Origin of the sequence: Pseudomonas sp. MIL19, from assembly GCF_028680365.1 — a bacterium.
Taxonomy (GTDB): Bacteria; Pseudomonadota; Gammaproteobacteria; order Pseudomonadales; family Pseudomonadaceae; genus Aquipseudomonas; species Aquipseudomonas spirodelae.
In genome coordinates this window covers 20111-36950 of sequence record NZ_JAPPVG010000022.1, presented here as the reverse complement: position 1 = coordinate 36950, position 16840 = coordinate 20111, and the positions used below count along the sequence as shown (strand labels likewise).

At 60.7% G+C, this 16840-nt stretch carries 15 protein-coding genes; 10 read left to right on the top strand and 5 right to left on the bottom strand.

The genetic code is table 11. From position 1 onward, the window contains the following. The first annotated feature begins 89 nt into the window (after nt 1-89). The 4 genes from N1078_RS14205 to N1078_RS14190 all read left to right on the top strand — a co-directional run bounded on the left by N1078_RS14205 (nt 90) and on the right by N1078_RS14190 (nt 6887). Entirely contained in the window at nt 90-278 is a 189-nt protein-coding gene (locus N1078_RS14205; protein WP_274088815.1) for a 4-oxalocrotonate tautomerase, read from the top strand. Nucleotides 279-430: 152 nt separating this feature from the next. Next, nucleotides 431-4504 carry an ATP-dependent RNA helicase HrpA gene (hrpA, locus tag N1078_RS14200; RefSeq protein ID WP_274088814.1) on the top strand — a complete coding sequence of 1358 codons (4074 nt, stop codon included), beginning with the start codon at nt 431-433 and terminating at the stop codon, nt 4502-4504. A gap of 93 nt (nt 4505-4597) precedes the next feature. Beyond that, nucleotides 4598-5398, top strand: coding sequence for a substrate-binding periplasmic protein (locus tag N1078_RS14195; protein ID WP_274088813.1), 801 nt, complete (start codon nt 4598-4600; stop codon nt 5396-5398). A gap of 235 nt (nt 5399-5633) precedes the next feature. Beyond that, nucleotides 5634-6887, top strand: a complete 1254-nt coding sequence (locus N1078_RS14190) for a ferredoxin reductase family protein (RefSeq protein WP_274088812.1) — start codon at nt 5634-5636, stop codon at nt 6885-6887. Nucleotides 6888-7040: 153 nt separating this feature from the next. Here N1078_RS14190 and N1078_RS14185 read toward each other — a convergent pair whose 3' ends face one another. Continuing rightward, nucleotides 7041-8750, bottom strand: coding sequence for an amidase (locus N1078_RS14185; protein WP_274088811.1), 1710 nt, complete (start codon nt 8748-8750; stop codon nt 7041-7043). 75 nt (nt 8751-8825) lie between these two features. Further along, nucleotides 8826-9530: a glutathione S-transferase N-terminal domain-containing protein gene (locus N1078_RS14180; RefSeq protein ID WP_274088810.1), complete on the bottom strand. Its 705-nt coding sequence runs from the start codon at nt 9528-9530 to the stop codon at nt 8826-8828. A gap of 132 nt (nt 9531-9662) precedes the next feature. Between N1078_RS14180 and N1078_RS14175 the strand changes: the two genes are divergently transcribed. Both N1078_RS14175 and N1078_RS14170 read left to right on the top strand, forming a co-directional pair. Continuing rightward, a complete protein-coding gene (locus N1078_RS14175; protein WP_274088809.1) occupies nt 9663-10100 on the top strand; it encodes an HIT family protein in 438 nt (145 codons plus the stop codon). 108 nt (nt 10101-10208) lie between these two features. Further along, nucleotides 10209-10634: a 3-isopropylmalate dehydratase gene (locus tag N1078_RS14170; protein WP_274088808.1), complete on the top strand. Its 426-nt coding sequence runs from the start codon at nt 10209-10211 to the stop codon at nt 10632-10634. A gap of 100 nt (nt 10635-10734) precedes the next feature. Here the strand turns inward: N1078_RS14170 and N1078_RS14165 are convergent, their stop codons facing one another. Beyond that, nucleotides 10735-11463 (bottom strand): substrate-binding periplasmic protein, encoded by a 729-nt coding sequence (locus tag N1078_RS14165; RefSeq protein WP_337993325.1) that lies wholly within the window; start codon nt 11461-11463, stop codon nt 10735-10737. Nucleotides 11464-11495: 32 nt separating this feature from the next. Continuing rightward, complete coding sequence (locus tag N1078_RS14160; RefSeq protein ID WP_274088807.1) at nt 11496-12107, bottom strand: LysE family translocator; 612 nt, start codon at nt 12105-12107, stop codon at nt 11496-11498. 336 nt (nt 12108-12443) lie between these two features. Between N1078_RS14160 and N1078_RS14155 the strand changes: the two genes are divergently transcribed. From N1078_RS14155 to N1078_RS14145, 3 genes are all read left to right on the top strand, one after another. Beyond that, on the top strand, nt 12444-13565 hold the full coding sequence (locus N1078_RS14155) for a beta-ketoacyl-ACP synthase III (RefSeq protein ID WP_274088836.1): 1122 nt from the start codon (nt 12444-12446) through the stop codon (nt 13563-13565). Nucleotides 13566-13658: 93 nt separating this feature from the next. Beyond that, on the top strand, nt 13659-14267 hold the full coding sequence (locus tag N1078_RS14150; protein ID WP_274088835.1) for an RNA polymerase sigma factor: 609 nt from the start codon (nt 13659-13661) through the stop codon (nt 14265-14267). Then, nucleotides 14261-14494: a zf-HC2 domain-containing protein gene (locus N1078_RS14145; RefSeq protein ID WP_274088806.1), complete on the top strand. Its 234-nt coding sequence runs from the start codon at nt 14261-14263 to the stop codon at nt 14492-14494. Before N1078_RS14150 ends, N1078_RS14145 begins: the two co-directional genes overlap by 7 nt. A 21-nt stretch (nt 14495-14515) precedes the next feature. Here the strand turns inward: N1078_RS14145 and N1078_RS14140 are convergent, their stop codons facing one another. Beyond that, nucleotides 14516-15049 (bottom strand): hypothetical protein, encoded by a 534-nt coding sequence (locus N1078_RS14140; protein WP_274088805.1) that lies wholly within the window; start codon nt 15047-15049, stop codon nt 14516-14518. A gap of 124 nt (nt 15050-15173) precedes the next feature. On the opposite strand from N1078_RS14140, the gene pgm reads away from it, so the two are divergent. Further along, a complete protein-coding gene (gene pgm / locus N1078_RS14135; RefSeq protein ID WP_274088804.1) occupies nt 15174-16826 on the top strand; it encodes a phosphoglucomutase (alpha-D-glucose-1,6-bisphosphate-dependent) in 1653 nt (550 codons plus the stop codon). Nucleotides 16827-16840: the final 14 nt, after the last annotated feature.

The following is a 16840-nucleotide window of genomic DNA, read 5'->3' as shown; positions in this document are numbered from 1 at the left end:
GGTCAGATAATGCCCGCGCGCAACTGCGCCAAACGGATCGCCGTGACCGATCTAAGCAGTCCTGTTTCCCCTGTTTTGAGGATTATTAGATGCCTACCATCGTGGTCAAAATATTTGAAGGTCGCTCCAACGAAACCAAGCGCGAATACGCCAAAGCCCTGACCGAAGCCTCGACCCGCGTGCTCGGCTGCGATGCCGGTGCGGTTGATGTGATCTTCGAGGAAGTGAAGAAAAGCGATTGGGCCACCGGCGGCGTGCTCTGGTCTGAACGCGACTAACCAGCGCCCGCCATCTGCCTTGGCGTTGGGTTACGCCGCTACGCGACTAACCCAACCTGCGGATCGACCCAACACCCTCGGTCGTTTTCTTGCGGCCAAAAATGCGACAATCGCCGACCTCTTCCCCTTGACCTCCACCCCGCGATTATCTGATGACCGATGCCACGCCCGCCGTTGACCAACTGCTGAAAAACCTCGACCAGACCCTGCTCGGCGATCGTCATCGCCTGCGCCGCCAGTTGCATGAGTTGCGTAAGCAGAGCCCGGTGGACGAGGCCAAGCTGGCGCAGTGGCTGCAGCGCTTCGAGGCGTCCCGCACCAAGGTCGAGGCGCGTCGCCTGAGCGTGCCGCCGATGCGTTACGACGATGCGCTGCCGATTGCTGCCAAGCGCGATGAGATCAAGGCCGCGATCAGCAAACATCAGGTGGTAGTCATCGCCGGTGAAACCGGCTCGGGCAAGACCACGCAGCTGCCGAAAATCTGCCTGGAGTTGGGCCGTGGTGTGCACGGCTTGATCGGTCACACCCAGCCGCGACGTTTGGCGGCGCGCAGCGTGGCCACGCGGGTGGCGGAAGAAATCGGCACGCCGCTGGGCGAGCTGGTCGGTTATCAGGTGCGCTTCGAGGACCAGAGCAACGAGCGCAGCCTGATCAAATTAATGACCGATGGCATCCTGCTGGCGGAAACCCAGCACGACCGCTACCTGGAAAAGTACGACACCATCATCGTCGACGAGGCCCACGAACGCAGCCTGAACATCGACTTCCTGCTGGGCTTTCTGAAAACCCTACTGGTGCGCCGGCCGGACCTGAAGCTGATCATCACCTCGGCGACCATCGACCTGCAGCGTTTCTCTGAGCACTTTGGCGGCGCGCCGATTGTCGAGGTATCCGGGCGCACCTTCCCGGTGGACACCTGGTATCGACCGCTGGCCGCCGAGCAGGACGAGGAGGGCAACCGGGTTGAAGAAGACCTCTCGGTTGATCAGGCGATTCTCGCCACCCTCGATGAAATCAGCGCGTTTGAGAAGGCAGAAGGCAAACGCCCTGGCGATGTGCTGGTGTTCCTGCCCGGTGAACGCGAGATTCGCGACGCCGCCGAGGTGCTGCGCAAAGCCAACCTGCGTATGACCGAAGTACTGCCGCTGTATGCACGCCTCACCCCAGCCGAGCAGCAAAAGATTTTCGCGCCCATGGGCGCTCGCAAGATCGTCCTGGCCACCAACGTCGCGGAAACCTCGCTGACCGTGCCGGGCATCCGTTATGTGATCGACAGCGGCACCGCGCGGATCAGCCGTTACAGCTACCGCGCCAAGGTGCAGCGTTTGCCCATCGAGGCCATCAGCCAGGCCAGTGCCAATCAGCGCAAGGGCCGTTGCGGGCGGGTTGAACCGGGTATCTGTATTCGCTTGTACAGCGAGGAAGATTTCATCGGTCGCCCGGCCTTTACCGATCCGGAGATCCTGCGTACTAACCTCGCGGCGGTCATTCTGCAGATGCTGCACCTGCGCCTCGGCGAGATCGAGGCCTTTCCCTTTATCGAGCCGCCGGATGGTAAGGCCATCAGCGACGGCTTCAACCTGTTGCAGGAACTGTCGGCTGTTAATCGCGAGGGCCAGCTGACGCCGCTGGGTCGCCAATTGGCGCGTTTGCCAGTGGACCCCCGCTTGGGCCGCATGGTACTGGAAGGGGCCAAGCAGGGCAGCCTTGAAGAGATTCTGATCATCGCCAGTGCGTTGTCGGTGCAGGATGTGCGCGAGCGCCCGTCCGACCGCCAGCAGGCCGCCGACCAGGCCCATGCTCAGTGGAAGGATGTCGATTCCGACTTTGCTGCGCTGATCAACCTCTGGCGGGGCTTCGAGGAACAGCGCCAAGCGCTGGGCTCAAGTGCGCTGCGCAGCTGGTGCCGGAAGAACTTCCTCAACTATCTGCGTCTGCGTGAGTGGCGCGACTCCCACCGTCAGTTGGTGCTGATTACCCGTGATTTGCAGTTGTCAGCTAAGCCCAAGGGCGGTGGTTCCATAGGATGGGTGGAGCGCAGCGATACCCATGCCGGGCCAGATGATGGGTATCGCTCTGCTCAACACCATCCTACAAAAGACCGTCAGCTCTCGGCGGTGCAAAAGGAAAAAGAACTGGCCGAAAAAGACCAGGCCGCCCAGCGCAGCAAAAGCTACGCCGCCGTGCACAAAGCGATTCTCGCCGGTCTGCTTAGCCAGATTGGCCAGAAAACCGAAGATGGTGACTACCTTGGTGCCCGCCAGCGGCGCTTCTGGGTGCATCCGTCTTCGGTGATTGGCCGTAAGAAACCCAGTTGGTTAATGGCCAGTGAGTTGGTGGAAACCACCAAGCTGTTTGCGCGCATGGTGGCCAAAATCGAGCCGGATTGGATCGAGCCGCTGGCCACGCACCTGATCAAGAAAAATCACCTGGAGCCGCACTGGGAGAAGAAGCGCGGGCAGGTCGTGGCCTATGAACAGATCAGCCTCTATGGCCTGATTGTGGTGGGGCGCCGTGCGGTGCATTTCGGCCCGATTGACCCCGTGGTGTCGCGCGAGTTGTTTATCCGCGAAGGGCTGGTGGGCGGTGAAATCAACTCGCGCGCCAAGTGTCTGACCGCCAACCGCCAGCTGCTGGAAAAACTCGACGAGCTGGAAGCCAAGGCACGCCGTCGTGACATCCTCGCCGATGAGGAAACGCTCTACGCCTATTACGAGGCGCGTCTGCCGGCCAACATCTACCAGACCGCGACCTTCGACAGTTGGTACAAAAGCGAAAGCGCGAAGAATCCGCAACTGCTGATCATGCGTGAAGAAGATGTGCTCGCCCGAGACGCCAAGGAAATCACCGCCGCGCAGTACCCGGATACCTTGCGCCTGGGCGAGCTGATCCTGCCGCTGACTTACCACTTCGAGCCCAATCACCCGCGCGATGGTGTAACCCTGCGCGTCCCTGCGCCGTTGCTGCCGCAATTGCCGCCGGAACGTCTGGAATGGCTTGTGCCGGGCCTGCTGGAGGCCAAGTGCATGGCCCTGGTGCGTGGCCTGCCCAAGGCGCTACGCAAGAATTTTGTACCGGTGCCGGACTTTGTCGGCGCGGCGCTGAGCAAAATCAGCTTTGCCGATGGCAGCCTGCCTGAAGCCTTGGGTCGTGAGTTAACGCGCATGACCGGCACGCGGGTCAGTGAAGAGGCCTGGGCCGAGTCGGCGGCGCAGCTGGAAGGTCATCTGCGGATGAATATCGAGGTGGTCGACAATCAGGGCAAACCTCTGGGCGAAGGCCGCGATCTGGCCGAGCTGACGGCGCGCTTCAGTGCGGCGACGCAGGCCGGCCTGGCCTTGCCGAAAACCGCCAAGAGCGAGCAGCCGGTGGAGGCCAAAGCCTTCAGTGAAGTGGCCGCCAAGACCCAGCAGCAGGTCGCTGGCCTGTCTATGACGGTTTACCCAGCGCTGGTGGAAGAGGCGGGCGTGGTCAAGGAAGGGCGCTTCCCCACCCTGGCCGAAGCCGAGTTCCAGCATCGCCGTGCGCTGCAGCGTTTGTTGCTGCAGCAACTGGCTGAGCAGGCGAAGTTCCTGCGTGGCAAGCTGCCGGGCTTGACCGAGCTGGCGCTGCTCTACCGTGACATGGGCCGCATCGATGCCCTGGTCGAAGATATCCTGCTGGCCAGCCTCGACAGTTGCATCCTCGAAGGCAGCGAACCCTTGCCGCGTGATGGCGCTGGCCTGGCGGCGCTGGCCGAGCGCAAGCGTGGCGACTGGGCCAGTCATGCTGAGCGCCTGGCCAAGTTGACCCTGGAGATCCTTAAACTCTGGCACGGCCTGCAGAAACGCTTCAAAGGCAAAATCGACCTGGCCCAGGCCATGGCGCTCAACGATATAAAACTGCAGCTGAGCAATCTGGTGTACCCCGGTTTTGTCCGCGAAACCCCGGCGCAGTGGCTCAAGGAAGTGCCGCGCTACCTCAAAGCTATCGAGCAGCGCCTGGACAAGATCGCCGGCCAGGTGCAGCGCGACCGTGTCTGGAGCGGCGAGCTGGCGAGCTACTGGGAGCAGTACCAGGCGAGGTTGGCCAAGCACAGCCAGGAAGGCAAGCGTGACCCGCAGCTGGTGCTGTATCGCTGGTTGCTGGAGGAGTACCGCGTGTCGCTGTTTGCCCAGCAACTGGGCACCAAGTTGCCGGTTTCGGACAAGCGCCTGAGCAAGCAATGGAGCAGCGTCGAGGGCTGATTGAGCAACCTGGGTGAGCGGCGGGCTTACTTGGGCTCGGTAGAAGGCTGCTAGACTCGGCTGACCCTATCGAGCCCTGCATGAGTGACGATCTTGATAGCAGTTGACTTAAACCGCTCGCCAGCCCCGTATTACCGCCTACTGTTTGTTCTCTTGCTCATGGCCTGTCTGCCCGGCCTGGCAACGGCCGCCTGTGAGAAAACCCTGCGTTGGGACGATGATCCACCCTTTAGCATGCAAACGGCTGACGGCGGTGTGGTCGGTATTACCATTGAACTTAACCGCGCGGTGCTGGCTCGCCTGGGCTGTCAGACCAAGTTACGCAAGCTGCCTTGGGCGCGGGCGCTTAAAGAGCTGGAGCTGGGCCGAGTGGATATTCTCCATGGCGCTTTTCGTAGGCCCGAGCGTGAGCGCTATGCCTACTTCTCTGGCACGGTTCTGCCGCCCTCGCGCAATATTTTATTTGCCCGTACTGCTACATGGGGTCAATGGCCGGGCAATCGGTTGCTCGACTTGCAGCACACCGCCTTCCGGTTGGGGGCACAGACCAACGTGGCCTATGGCGCGGATTACCTGACGTTAATGAGCGACCCCGGATTTGCCGCGCGGGTGTCGACTGCGACCAATCGCGCCAGCCTCTGGCAAATGGTCACTAAAGGCCGAATTGACGGCCTGATTGCCGATGAAAATACCGGGCGTTATGAGATTCATCAGCTGGGTTTTGACGCGCTGATACAACCCACGGCCATTGTGGTCTCCAGTGATGCTGCGGAAGTGGCGTTCAGCAAGCGCACAAACGATCCAGCCTTTGTCCAGGCGTATGCCGATGTCTTGAGTGCGTTTGTCGCGGATGGTCGTTATCAGCAGATTGTGCAGCGCTATGTCATGCCGTAAGCGCGGCGGCGTAAAGCGTGCTATTTGTTGAACCCGCCGATGTGCTGAGGACAGCCCGCGCGTCGTCAATGCACCACTAGCCTGTTACGGGCTATGCCCAACGTAGCCAGAGCATGATGACTTGGATCATTTGCCTTACCAAATCACCAAGTTAACTGGGTAATTGCTCAAGCCGTTCGCGAGTTAGATGTTTATAGCGGTAGGCGGACTGCGCATTAAAAAGGGAGAGTTAAGGTTGAAAACGTGGCACTGCATTGTGGGTCTTTTGCTGATCACTGCACTGACGTTACTGCTTGAAATACCAAGCAGTACCTGGTTTACCTCGGCGACGTTGAGCCTGCTGCTCGGCACTGCGGCGCTGGTCTACATGGCTGTTTCTTGCCTGCTCGCCAGCCGCTGGAGAGTTGTCGAGAGCATGTTTGGTGGCTTGGACCGGGTTTACGAAACGCATAAATGGCTGGGCGTTTGGGCGCTGATTTTTGCCTCCTATCATTTCGTCTTCAAGGCAAATCTGGACGAGTGGAACAGTGTCCCTATCTTGGAATTATCCAAGTACTGGACGCGCCTTGTGCGGCAATTGAGCTACGTCGCGCTGGGCCTTATTGTGCTGCTCGCGTTGAACCGCAACATCCCTTATAGCCAGTGGCGGCTGTGGCATAAGCTGTCCGGGCCCCTGTTTCTGATCGTGATCTTGCACTGGCTCAGCTTCAAATCGCCGATCACCCTGGACAGCCCTTCAGGTATCTGGCTGGTGCTGTGCTGCGGGGCCGGTGTCGTGGCGGCGTTCTACAAGTTAGTGCTTTACCCCTTTGTTGCGCGCGCAGGCGAGTATCGGGTGGTGGCTGTCTCCCGAGACAAGGGCGCCCTGCACTTGACGCTGGAGCCGGTTAACAAGCGCTTTGACTTCAAAGCGGGTCAGTTTGCTTTCCTCTCCATGCAGCAAAAAGGCCTGCGTGAGCCGCACCCTTTCACAATAGCCAGCGCCAATGCAGCGAACGGGAAAATTGAGTTCGTGATCAGGGGGCTGGGGGATTACACGAAAAAACTGTGTGAGTGCGCCGAAGTGGGCATGCACGCCGATATATACGCCCCTTATGGACGCTTTAAGCGGCCTGCTCAGGCTGAACAGGAGATATGGGTGGGCGCCGGTGTTGGTATTTCGCCCTTTATCTCCTGGCTGCAAGACCCGAATGCTAAGGATTTCGACAAAGTCACCTTGGTTTATTGCTTCAATCCCTCGCGTGCCTTCCCGCCGTTTGAGACGCTGCAAACTATGAGCGCGCAACGCGGTGTGCAGTGCGTTGGTAACTCCGGCGGTCTTGAAACGTTGGCAGACACTCTGCGCCAGGCAGTCGCGAGAGGTGCGCCAGATAAGGTGCATGTCAGCTTCTGTGGCCCCAAAGAGTTGTTGGCCAAAGTGAGTGACCTGATGCGTGCCAACCAGATTCCGCTGAGTAATCTGCACAATGAGCTATTTGTATTCCGCTAAACCGGCAGCCTGAGCGCCAGAGCGAGCGTCATTGACAGAGCAGCCTTCGCCCCCAGGCCTTATGCAGCGAGCAGGGGCAAAAGCAGGTTTGGCGGCGAGCTGCTTGGATATAAAAACGGGACTGGCGCTTTATGTGTCAGTCCCGTTTTTGTTTCAGCCGCGCGTTAGTGGCGGGGTACGCGGCGGTACCAGGCGTTTCGAGCCGGTTGACTCGAATGCACACGCAAAGCGCAGCAGGGCCGAGTCGTCGTAGGCGCGGCCGGCGAAGGTCAGGCCGACGGGCATGCCGATATCGGCCATCACGCCCATCGGCACGGTGACGGTGGGCACGCCCAAGTGGCGGATCGCCAGGTTGCCGTTGGCGACCCAGACGCCATTGCTCCAGGCGATGTCGGCAGACGCGGGGTTTACATCGGCGTCCGCCGGGCCGACGTCGGCCACGGTGGGGAACAGCACGGCGTCGAGGCCGAGTTGCGCCATCCAGTCCTCCAGGTCGAGCTTGCGGGTTTTTTCCAGGCCGCGCAGGCCGTCGGGCAGGGTGCTGATTTCGTTCCACGGGGTGATGCCACGTTCGGCCATGCGCACGTATTCATCCATGCCGGCGGCCAGGTCGCCTTCGCGGTTGGGCAGGGTGCCGGGGTCGTGGGGGAAGATCTGCGGGCCATCGACATCCGCCAGGCGATTGAGCTTGGGGTCGCCGTTGGCGCGCAGGAAGTCGTCGAAGGCCCAGCCCGAGAGTTCCCACAGTTCATCATGGAGGAATTCCGGGGTGACGATGCCGCGGTTGTAAACGGTCGGCGCGCCGGGGCGATCGCCTTCACAGTTGGACACCAGCGGGAAGTCCACCTCGATGACTTGCGCCCCGGCCGCTTCCAGGGCCTGGCGTGCTTGCTCCCACAGGGCAATCACCGTTGGGCGGGTGTGGATGCGTTGGCCCGTCGGCCCACCGATGCCGGGGTTGTCGCTGGTGCCGGCTTCTTTATCTTTATTGATAAACATGCGCGGCACGCCGAAGCGTTTACCGGCCAAGGCATCGGCCTTGGCGGCCAGTTGCACATAGCTTGCTGGGCGCACCGAGGATGCCGACGGAATCGATACCCAGGGTTGCAGGCGCCAGAGGTCGCCGCGCGTATCGCTATCATCGGCGACTATGACGTCGAGCACTTCGAGTAGGTCGGCCATGGTGCGGGCGAACGGAACGACTACGTCCATGGTCGGCGTCAGTGGCCAGTTACCGCGCACCGAGATGACCCCGCGCGAGGGCGTGTAGGCGCACAATCCATTGTTGGACGCCGGGCCACGGCCGCTCGACCAGGTTTCTTCGGCCAGGCCGAAGGCGGCAAAACTGGCGGCGGTGGCGGTGCCAGCACCGTTAGACGAGCCGGAGGCGAAGGGTGCGGTGAGGTAGTCGGCGTTATACGGGCTTTCGGCACGGCCATAGACGCCGCGCTGCATGCCGCCGTTGGCCATGGGCGGCATATTGGTTTTGCCCAGGCAAATGGCCCCGGCGCCGCGCAGGCGTTCGATGGTGAAGGCATCGCGATAGGCGACCAAATCCTTGAAGGCGGGGCTGCCGGAGGCGGCGGTGAGGCCTTTGACCAGGTAGCTGTCTTTGGCCGTGTACGGGATGCCGTCGAGTGGGCCTAGGCACTCACCACGGGCGCGGCGTGCGTCCGAGGCTTGGGCTTCCTGCAGCGCTTCGGGGTTGTGCACCACCACTGCGTTGAGCTGGGTCGGTGTGTCGGCGCCGTCGTAGGCGGCGATGCGCGCAAGATAGGCCTGCACCAATTCGACCGCCGTGGTCTGGCCGGTTTCGAGTGCGGCGCGTAGCTCGGCAATGGAAACTTCGGTTACCTCAATCATGCTGTCACCGCTGGCTGTTGAAGGTGATTATTCATAGAAACTCTCGTAGCTCTGTATGGGGGCGGGTGCCGTAAGTCAGTCGCGAGCGGGTGTTGCCAGCCCTTTAACCACCGCCGGGCGCTCGACGAATGCGTGCAGCACCCGCTGCACATTGCTGAACCGCTCGAACTCCACCAGCTCGCCCGCCTCGTAGAACCCCACCAGGTTACGTACCCAGGGGAAGGTGGCGATATCGGCGATGCTGTAATCATCCCCCATGATCCAGGCGCGACCTTGCAGGCGTTTATCGAGCACGCCGAGCAAGCGCTGGGATTCGGCGACATAACGGTCGCGCGGGCGTTTGTCCGGGTAATCCTTGCCGGCGAATTTATGGAAGAAGCCCAACTGACCAAACATCGGGCCGATGCCGCCCATCTGCCACATCAGCCATTGCAGGGTTTCATAACGCGTGGCGGGGTCTTGGGCCAGCAGCTGGCCGGTTTTTTCCGCCAGGTAGATCAGGATGGCCCCTGACTCGAACAGCGCCAGTGGTTGGCCGCCTGGACCGTTGGGGTCGAGGATGGCGGGGATTTTGTTGTTGGGGTTGAGCGAGAGGAATTCGCTGCTGAGCTGGTCATCGCTGTCAAAGCTGACCAGGTGCGCTTCATAGGGCAGGCCAATCTCTTCCAGCATGATTGAGGCCTTGACCCCATTGGGCGTGGGCAGCGAATAAAGCTGTAAGCGCTCGGGATGCTGGGCGGGCCATTTCTGCGTGATCGGGTAGGTAGACAGGGCTGACATGGGCGCTCCGTATTGGCGGTTCAAAGGCGCAGGATAGCGGTGATTGGCTATTTGGTCAGGTAGCTGGTTTTTCTCTGTGCGCAGAAGTCGGTATGGTTGGGGTTATTTCAACCCTGCGTAATGGAGAACATGATGAGCCTGCACGGCGAATACGACAGCCAGAACATCTTTGCTCAGATCATCCGTGGCGAAGCCCCGTGCTACAAGCTGTATGAAGACGAAGATGTGCTGGCCTTTCTCGATGTGTTTCCGCAGTCCTACGGGCATACGCTGGTCATCCCTAAGCGCTCGGCGGCGCGCAATATTCTGGATATCGATGCCGCCAGCTTGAGCAAGGTTATGGCAGTGGTGCAGCAACTCACCAGCGTGCTGGTGAGCGAGCTGGAGCCCGCTGGGGTGCAAGTGGCGCAGTTCAATGGCGCGCCGGCGGGGCAAACGGTGTTTCACATTCATGTGCACATCGTGCCGCGCTACGAGGGTGAGGCGCTGGCTATGCACGCTGCCGGTAAGGCCGAGCCAGAAGCGTTGGCAGCCTTGCAGGCGCGGTTGCTCAAGCGGCTCGCCAGCTGATGCGGCGATGTGCGCCTGTATGACTTGAGGTCGACTGTGCCTGCGGCAATACTCAAACCGCCAGCTGTTGCTGGCGGTGTTTCTTCCCCGCGCCCATGGAGGGCTCCCATGCGATTGATTTGTGCCGTTTTACCGCTGTTGCTGTTGGCCGGCTGTTCGTCCTGGAAGCCCGCGCCGGAAGATATCAAGCCTGTGCCCGCAGAGCGTTTGCTCGGCTATCAAACGCCGCTGGGGCAGGGTGGGGAGTTGCGGGTCAACCGTGATTTTGGCGGCATGGGCAGTGGTTGCTATGTTGCGGTGCTGGTGGACCGCACGGTGGCGGCGCGCATCGGCGTAGGTGAGCAAGTGCGCTTCCAGGTACCAAGCGGTACGCGGGTGCTGAGCATTGGCATCGACGAGATGGACGACACCCTGTGCGGCAAGGGCCGCCTGCGCCGCGAACTGGCGGTGAAGGTGCAACCTGGCTCGCAACAGGATTTCCGCATCGTCAGCGATAATCGCAAGGGCTTCGATATCTTGCCGGTAACCGAGTAAACCTCGATCAGTCCCCTCTCTGAATGGCCGGTGCCTGTGAGCATCGGCCATTTCAGTCGCCTTGTTGTTAGCGTACGCCCCGTTGCTCTTGCTGCATCACTCAGCGATAGCGGGCAAGCAGCGCATCGAATTCCCCCTCCTGTTTCATCTGCACCATGGCACGTAGCAAGGCCATGGTGGGCACGTCAGGTGCGTCGCGAACCATGCAGGAAACCGGGTCGGCGGCGACTTCGCTGAGCGCGTAGAGTTTTTGCCCTGGCGGTTGATGACGGTTGAACCAGCTTAGCGACAGCTCATTGCTGATGGCGTAGCGGTAGCGTCCGGCGCTCAGTTTGTGCAGCACCTGATCCTGGGTGCGGGAGTCTTCACGTTGGATCTGCCCACTGTTGAACAGCGGGTCCAGGCGCGGATAGGTGAAACCAAGGACAGTGCCCAAACGCTCACCGTGCAGCGCTTCGGGTTGCAGTTGTTCGGCGCGGTTACCCAGCAACAGGTCGCGCTGAGTCATAAAGGGCAGGCTCCAGATAAAACGATAGTGACTGTCGTTGATCCAGTTCGGGCTGACATAGCAGCGCACATCAATCTCGCCGCTGGCCATTGCATACCCTATACGTAGGCTCGGCATCACCAGCATGTCGGCCTTGCGTCCGATCTTGGCTGCCATGCGCTGTTGCAGGTCAACCAGAAAGCCTTCGACGGCCTGGCCCTGCTCAATGCGCACCATCGGCATGCCCCAGCTGTCGATGATAGAGAACCGTATTGCGCGTTCACTGGCCGATGTCACGGCACTCAGCGTGGGCAATAGCAGTGTCAGCAGCAATTTAAACACCAGCACAGATCCTTCTGGTCGAAGTGAGTGGCTCAGCGGGTCATGGGGAGTGCCGCCCCCATGAGGGCAAAAAGGCCTCCGCAGCAGCGATTAAAGCCTTTGCCACTGCGTTGTAGCCACGGCCGAACGCGATGGGCCATGCGCGCCAGCAGGTACTCGACGCTGCCTTCGACCACGGCAAAGGTCATGGCCATGATGGCGAACTGCGGCCAGAGGTCCGCACGCGGGTCGAGAAACTGCGGCAAAAAAGCGCCAAAAAACAGGATCACCTTGGGGTTGGACAGCGCGGACAACAGCCCCTGGCGAAACAGCTTGAAGCCGCTGCTATTGGTGGCTTTATCCGCCATGGCCAGATGCAGCGGCGGCGCGCGCCAGAGCTGTATGCCGAGCCAGATCAAATAAGCACCGCCCAGCCATTTGAAAATGCTCAGCGCCTGCGCCGAGGCCTGCAGCAAGGTGCCGATGCCGAGCATCGACAAAGCCATCAACAGGGTAAAACCGAGCACTCCACCGCTGACGGTAAACAGGGTTTTGCGGTGGCCATATAAGGCTCCATGGCTGAGCGCGAGCAGGCCGTTTGGCCCTGGAGTCAGCGCCAGGCCAAATACTGCAGTCACAAATAAAAGCCAGGTATGTAGGGCCATAAAACTGTGTCCAGGGCAGGAGGGGGCAGGACAGCACCTGCGAGGCCCTGTTCTTTCATGTCGTGACCCACTAGTCAAGCGACTGGGGGCGCTGTTGGGATGTGTCTTGCGCTACGTTGTGCGCCTCTTTGCCTCAATAGCCGGCAGGATGTCGCATTTACCCTGACGTACTGAGCGGACGAAAGGCCCACGGCTGTGGCAAACTCCGTCACAAGTAACAGGCCGTTTCATGGACTGAGTTTGCTGTGCCTGTCAGCCGTTTTTTGCCCGTGGCGTGCGCCTTGGGCCTATTGGATAACTGGCCGCTGCCTGCGGCGAAGAACATGAGGAATGACTGTGCATAACGTCGTGATCAGCGGTACCGGCCTCTATACCCCGGCAAACAGTATTTCCAACGATGAGTTGGTTGAGTCGTTCAATGCCTATGTGCAGCAGTTCAATGCCGACAATGCGGCGGCTATCGCCAGCGGTGAGGTTGAAGCGCTGAGTGAGTCGAGCAGCGGTTTCATCGAGAAAGCCTCCGGTATCAAGAGTCGCTTTGTCATGGATAAAGCTGGGATTCTTGACCCTGAGCGCATGGCGCCGCGCCTCCCTGAGCGCAGCAATAACGAGTGGGGCATTCTTTGCGAAATGGCCGTAGGTGCCGCCAAAGATGCCATGGCCCGTGCCGGCAAGACCGCCGCCGATATCGACGGGGTGATCGTCGCGTGTTCCAACCTGCAACGCGCTTATCCAGCCGTAGCGATTGAGGTGCAGGCCGCGCTGGGCATCCAGGGCTTTGGTTACGACATGAACGTGGCGTGCTCCTCGGCCACCTTCGGCATCCAGGCGGCCGCTAACAGCGTGCAACTGGGCCAGGCCCGCGCGATTTTGATGGTCAACCCGGAAATCTGCACCGGCCACCTGAACTTCCGCGACCGCGACAGTCACTTTATTTTCGGTGACGCCGCTACTGCGGTAATCATCGAGCGTGCTGATCAAGCCACCTCGAACTACCAGTTCGATATCGTCGGCACCAAGCTGATCACCCAGTTCAGCAACAATATCCGCAACAACTTCGGCTTCCTCAACCGCTGTGCGGAAGAGGGCGTTGGCGCGCGCGACAAGCTGTTCGTCCAGGAAGGCCGCAAGGTGTTCAAGGATGTCTGCCCGATGGTTGCCGAGCTGATTGCCGCGCACCTGGCCGAGAACAAGCTGAATGTGGGCGATGTGAAGCGTTTCTGGCTACACCAGGCCAACCTCAATATGAACCTGCTGATCGCGCGCAAGCTGCTCGGCCGTGACGCTGAGCCTGGTGAGGCGCCGGTGATTCTCGATACCTACGCCAACACCAGTTCGGCTGGCTCGGTAATCGCCCTGCACAAACACCAGGAAGACCTACCGAGCGGTGCGCTGGGTGTACTCAGCTCGTTTGGTGCGGGCTATTCGATTGGTAGCGTGATCCTGCGTAAGCGCTGAGCATCACTTTAATGCCTGCTGCGCTTGGCGATGCTGCGTTGCAAGCAGGCGCGGCTGCTCAGCGTCCGCGCTGGCCTTGAGGCGATTGTGACGATGCCGGTAAATGACGCTGACCTACTGCCCCGCCTGCGTGCAGGCGAGCAGAAGGCTTATCGCGAGCTGGTTGCAACGTACCAGGGGGCGATGCGCGCGGTGGCCTTTGCGATTGTCGGCAGCCGCAATGCCGATGAAGTGGTGCAGGACGCCTGGTTAGCCGTGGTGCGCAGCCTTGATGGTTTTCAGGCACGTTCGAGCCTGAAAACCTGGCTGCTGACCATCACCGCCAACACGGCGAAAACCCGTCTGAAAGGTAACCGCCGCGAAGTATTGCTCGACGATATTCCCTCGCCGCACGGCAGCGTTGGCGATGAACGCTTCCGCGCAGATGGCCACTGGCTGTTGGCGCCGCATGCCTGGCATCACGACTCTCCAGAGGCGCTGCTGAGCGAAGATGAGCTGCGTGAATGCCTGGAGAAAACCCTCGCCAGCCTGTCCGAGCTGCAAAGCAGCGTGCTGCAGCTGCGTGAGCGCGAAGGTATGGAATTGGAGGATATCTGTAATCTTTTGCAGGTCTCGCTCTCCAATGTGCGGGTGCTGCTGCACCGCGCGCGACTCAAGGTCTTCGCCACCTTGGAGCATTTTGAGGAGACTGGGCAATGTTGAGCTGCAAGGGCTTGGTGGCCCATTCCAGCGACTATATCGATGGCCAGTTGGGCGTCCGTCAGCGCTGGTCGATGCGCATGCACTTGGCCATGTGCGTGAACTGCCGGCGGTTTATCAAGCAAATGCGTTTGAGTCAGGCGGTGCTGCGCCAGTTACCGCGTGGGCAGCACGCTGAGCTTGATGAAATAGCCGACAAACTTGCCGAGTTACGCCGCCAGCAGCGCTGAGTGGGTTGCCGGCGAGCCCGCTTATTCCTGGTTCTGTGCGGCTTTCAGGGCCTCGTAAGCCGGGGCGGCGTAGATGCCGACTTCCACGGCCAGCTCCATCACCCGCGCCAGGTCGCTGCTGTACACCAGCACGGCTTGCAGGGCTTCATCCAGCGGCTCGCTGAGATCCACTAGCACATAACCCTGAGTTTCCGGCGACAGGCTTGCGAGTTGTACTTGAATGCGATTCAGCGCTTTCAGCGGCTCTACTTTCGCCAGTTGCTTGGGCTTGAGCACAAAGCTCACCTGCGGGCCGAACGACTCGACGATTTGCTGGAACAGCGCCTCATAACTATCTGCCTGGAACAGCACGGTTTCCGGCAGGCTGCCGATGACCACCCATTCGCCCAGCGGAATCGGGAAGCTGTCGTCGTAGTTGATATCCGGGTTGGCGGCGAGGAATGCCTGCGGGTCGGCGTAGGCCTGGGCCGCTTCGTCGGCGATCTTGCTGATTTCTTCCGGCAACATGCAGCCCGAGCTTATTTTACTGATCAGTTCTTCGAGCTGGGCTTTCATGCGGATATTCCTCGGGCGGTAAAAAGGTTGGCAAGCATAGCCTGAAACCCGGGCGCTGCGTTTGCCCTTGGCAGCCTGTTAAGCTTGCGTGCTTTGGCTGAACCCACAACACAAGGAACCCTCTGTGAGCGCGCGTATCCACCCATTGGCCGGGCAGCAGGCCCCCGTTGAGCGACTGACTGATATTGCCGCGCTACTGGCTGCTTATTACGACCTGCAGCCGGACGCCTCTGTGGCGAGCCAGCGGGTCGCGTTCGGCACCTCCGGGCATCGCGGCAGCTCCCTGGCACACAGCTTCAATGAGGCGCATGTGCTGGCGATCAGCCAGGCGATCTGTGATTACCGGGCGGCCCAGGGCATCAGCGGCCCGCTGTTTATCGGCGCCGATACCCATGCGTTGTCGCAGCCGGCGCTAGACAGTGCGATTGAAGTGCTGGCGGCCAATGGCGTACAGACGATGATTTCCGCTGGCGGCGAGTTCACCCCAACTCCGGCTATCTCCCAAGCGATTCTGGTGCACAACCAGGGCCGCAGCAACGGTTTGGCCGATGGCATCGTCATCACCCCCTCGCACAACCCGCCAGACAGCGGCGGCTTCAAATACAACCCGACTAACGGCGGCCCCGCCGACAGCGACATCACCACCTGGGTGCAGAACCGCGCCAATGCCTTGCTTGAAGGCGGCTTGCGTGAGGTTAAGCGCATGCCGCTGGCGCAGGCGCGCCAGGCCGCTTGCGTGCATGAGTACGACTACCTTGGCAGTTATGTGAGCGACCTGGGCACTGTCATCGATTTCGCGCCGATTCGCGCCGCCGGTTTACGTTTGGGTGTCGATCCGCTGGGCGGTGCGGGCGTGCATTACTGGGGGCGGATTGCCGAGCAGTACGGCATCAATCTGGATGTGGTCAGTCAGACCATCGACCCACAGTTCGCCTTTATGAGCCTGGATTGGGACGGGCAGATTCGCATGGACCCATCGTCCAGCCATGCGATGCAGCGTCTGATTGGCCTGAAAAATGGCTACGACATCGCCTTTGCCTGCGACACCGATTACGACCGTCACGGCATTGTGGCGCCGAGCGTCGGCCTGTTGCCGGCTAACCACTTTCTCAGTGTGGCGATCGATTACCTGTTCCAGCACCGCCCGCAGTGGAGCGCCTCGGCGGCTGTCGGCAAAACCCTGGTCAGCAGCGCAATGATCGACCGTGTAGCGGCACGCCTGGGTCGCCCATTGCAGGAAGTGCCGGTGGGCTTTAAATGGTTTGCCAGCGGCCTGTTCGATGGCTCGCTGGGCTTTGGTGGTGAAGAAAGCGCCGGCGCGACCTTCCTGCGCCGCGATGGCCGAGTCTGGACCACCGACAAGGACGGCATCGCCCTGGCGCTGCTTTCCGCAGAAATGACCGCTGTGAGCGGGCGTGACCCTGGTGAGCTGTATCAGGGGCTGAGTGATGAGTTCGGCGCGATCCATGCTGACCGTGTCGATGCGCCTGCAACTCCCGCGCAGAAGAAGGCTCTGGGCAAACTCTCGCCTGCGCAAATCAGCAGCTGTGAACTGGCCGGCGATGCGATTACCCAGGTGCTCGACAAGGCGCCGGGTAATGGCGCGGCGATTGGCGGGATCAAGGTGGTCAGTGAGGGTGGCTGGTTTGCCGCGCGGCCGTCGGGCACTGAGGATATCTACAAAATCTACGCCGAGAGCTTCCGTGATGCAGCGCACCTGCAACGCATCTTCAGCGAGGCGCAGCAGATCGTCGATGCCGCGTTGGTCACGCCATAAATTTTAGGGTGTGC

Excerpts from the sequence above, each read along its gene's own strand:
- N1078_RS14205 (WP_274088815.1), top strand. The coding sequence starts at position 90 with ATGCCTACCATCGTGGTCAAAATATTTGAAGGTCGCTCCAACGAAACC.
- hrpA (WP_274088814.1), top strand. The coding sequence starts at position 431 with ATGACCGATGCCACGCCCGCCGTTGACCAACTGCTGAAAAACCTCGAC.
- N1078_RS14185 (WP_274088811.1), bottom strand. The coding sequence starts at position 8,750 with ATGATTGAGGTAACCGAAGTTTCCATTGCCGAGCTACGCGCCGCACTC.
- N1078_RS14180 (WP_274088810.1), bottom strand. The coding sequence starts at position 9,530 with ATGTCAGCCCTGTCTACCTACCCGATCACGCAGAAATGGCCCGCCCAG.
- N1078_RS14175 (WP_274088809.1), top strand. The coding sequence starts at position 9,663 with ATGAGCCTGCACGGCGAATACGACAGCCAGAACATCTTTGCTCAGATC.
- N1078_RS14170 (WP_274088808.1), top strand. The coding sequence starts at position 10,209 with ATGCGATTGATTTGTGCCGTTTTACCGCTGTTGCTGTTGGCCGGCTGT.
- N1078_RS14160 (WP_274088807.1), bottom strand. The coding sequence starts at position 12,107 with ATGGCCCTACATACCTGGCTTTTATTTGTGACTGCAGTATTTGGCCTG.
- N1078_RS14150 (WP_274088835.1), top strand. The coding sequence starts at position 13,659 with ATGCCGGTAAATGACGCTGACCTACTGCCCCGCCTGCGTGCAGGCGAG.
- N1078_RS14145 (WP_274088806.1), top strand. The coding sequence starts at position 14,261 with ATGTTGAGCTGCAAGGGCTTGGTGGCCCATTCCAGCGACTATATCGAT.
- N1078_RS14140 (WP_274088805.1), bottom strand. The coding sequence starts at position 15,049 with ATGAAAGCCCAGCTCGAAGAACTGATCAGTAAAATAAGCTCGGGCTGC.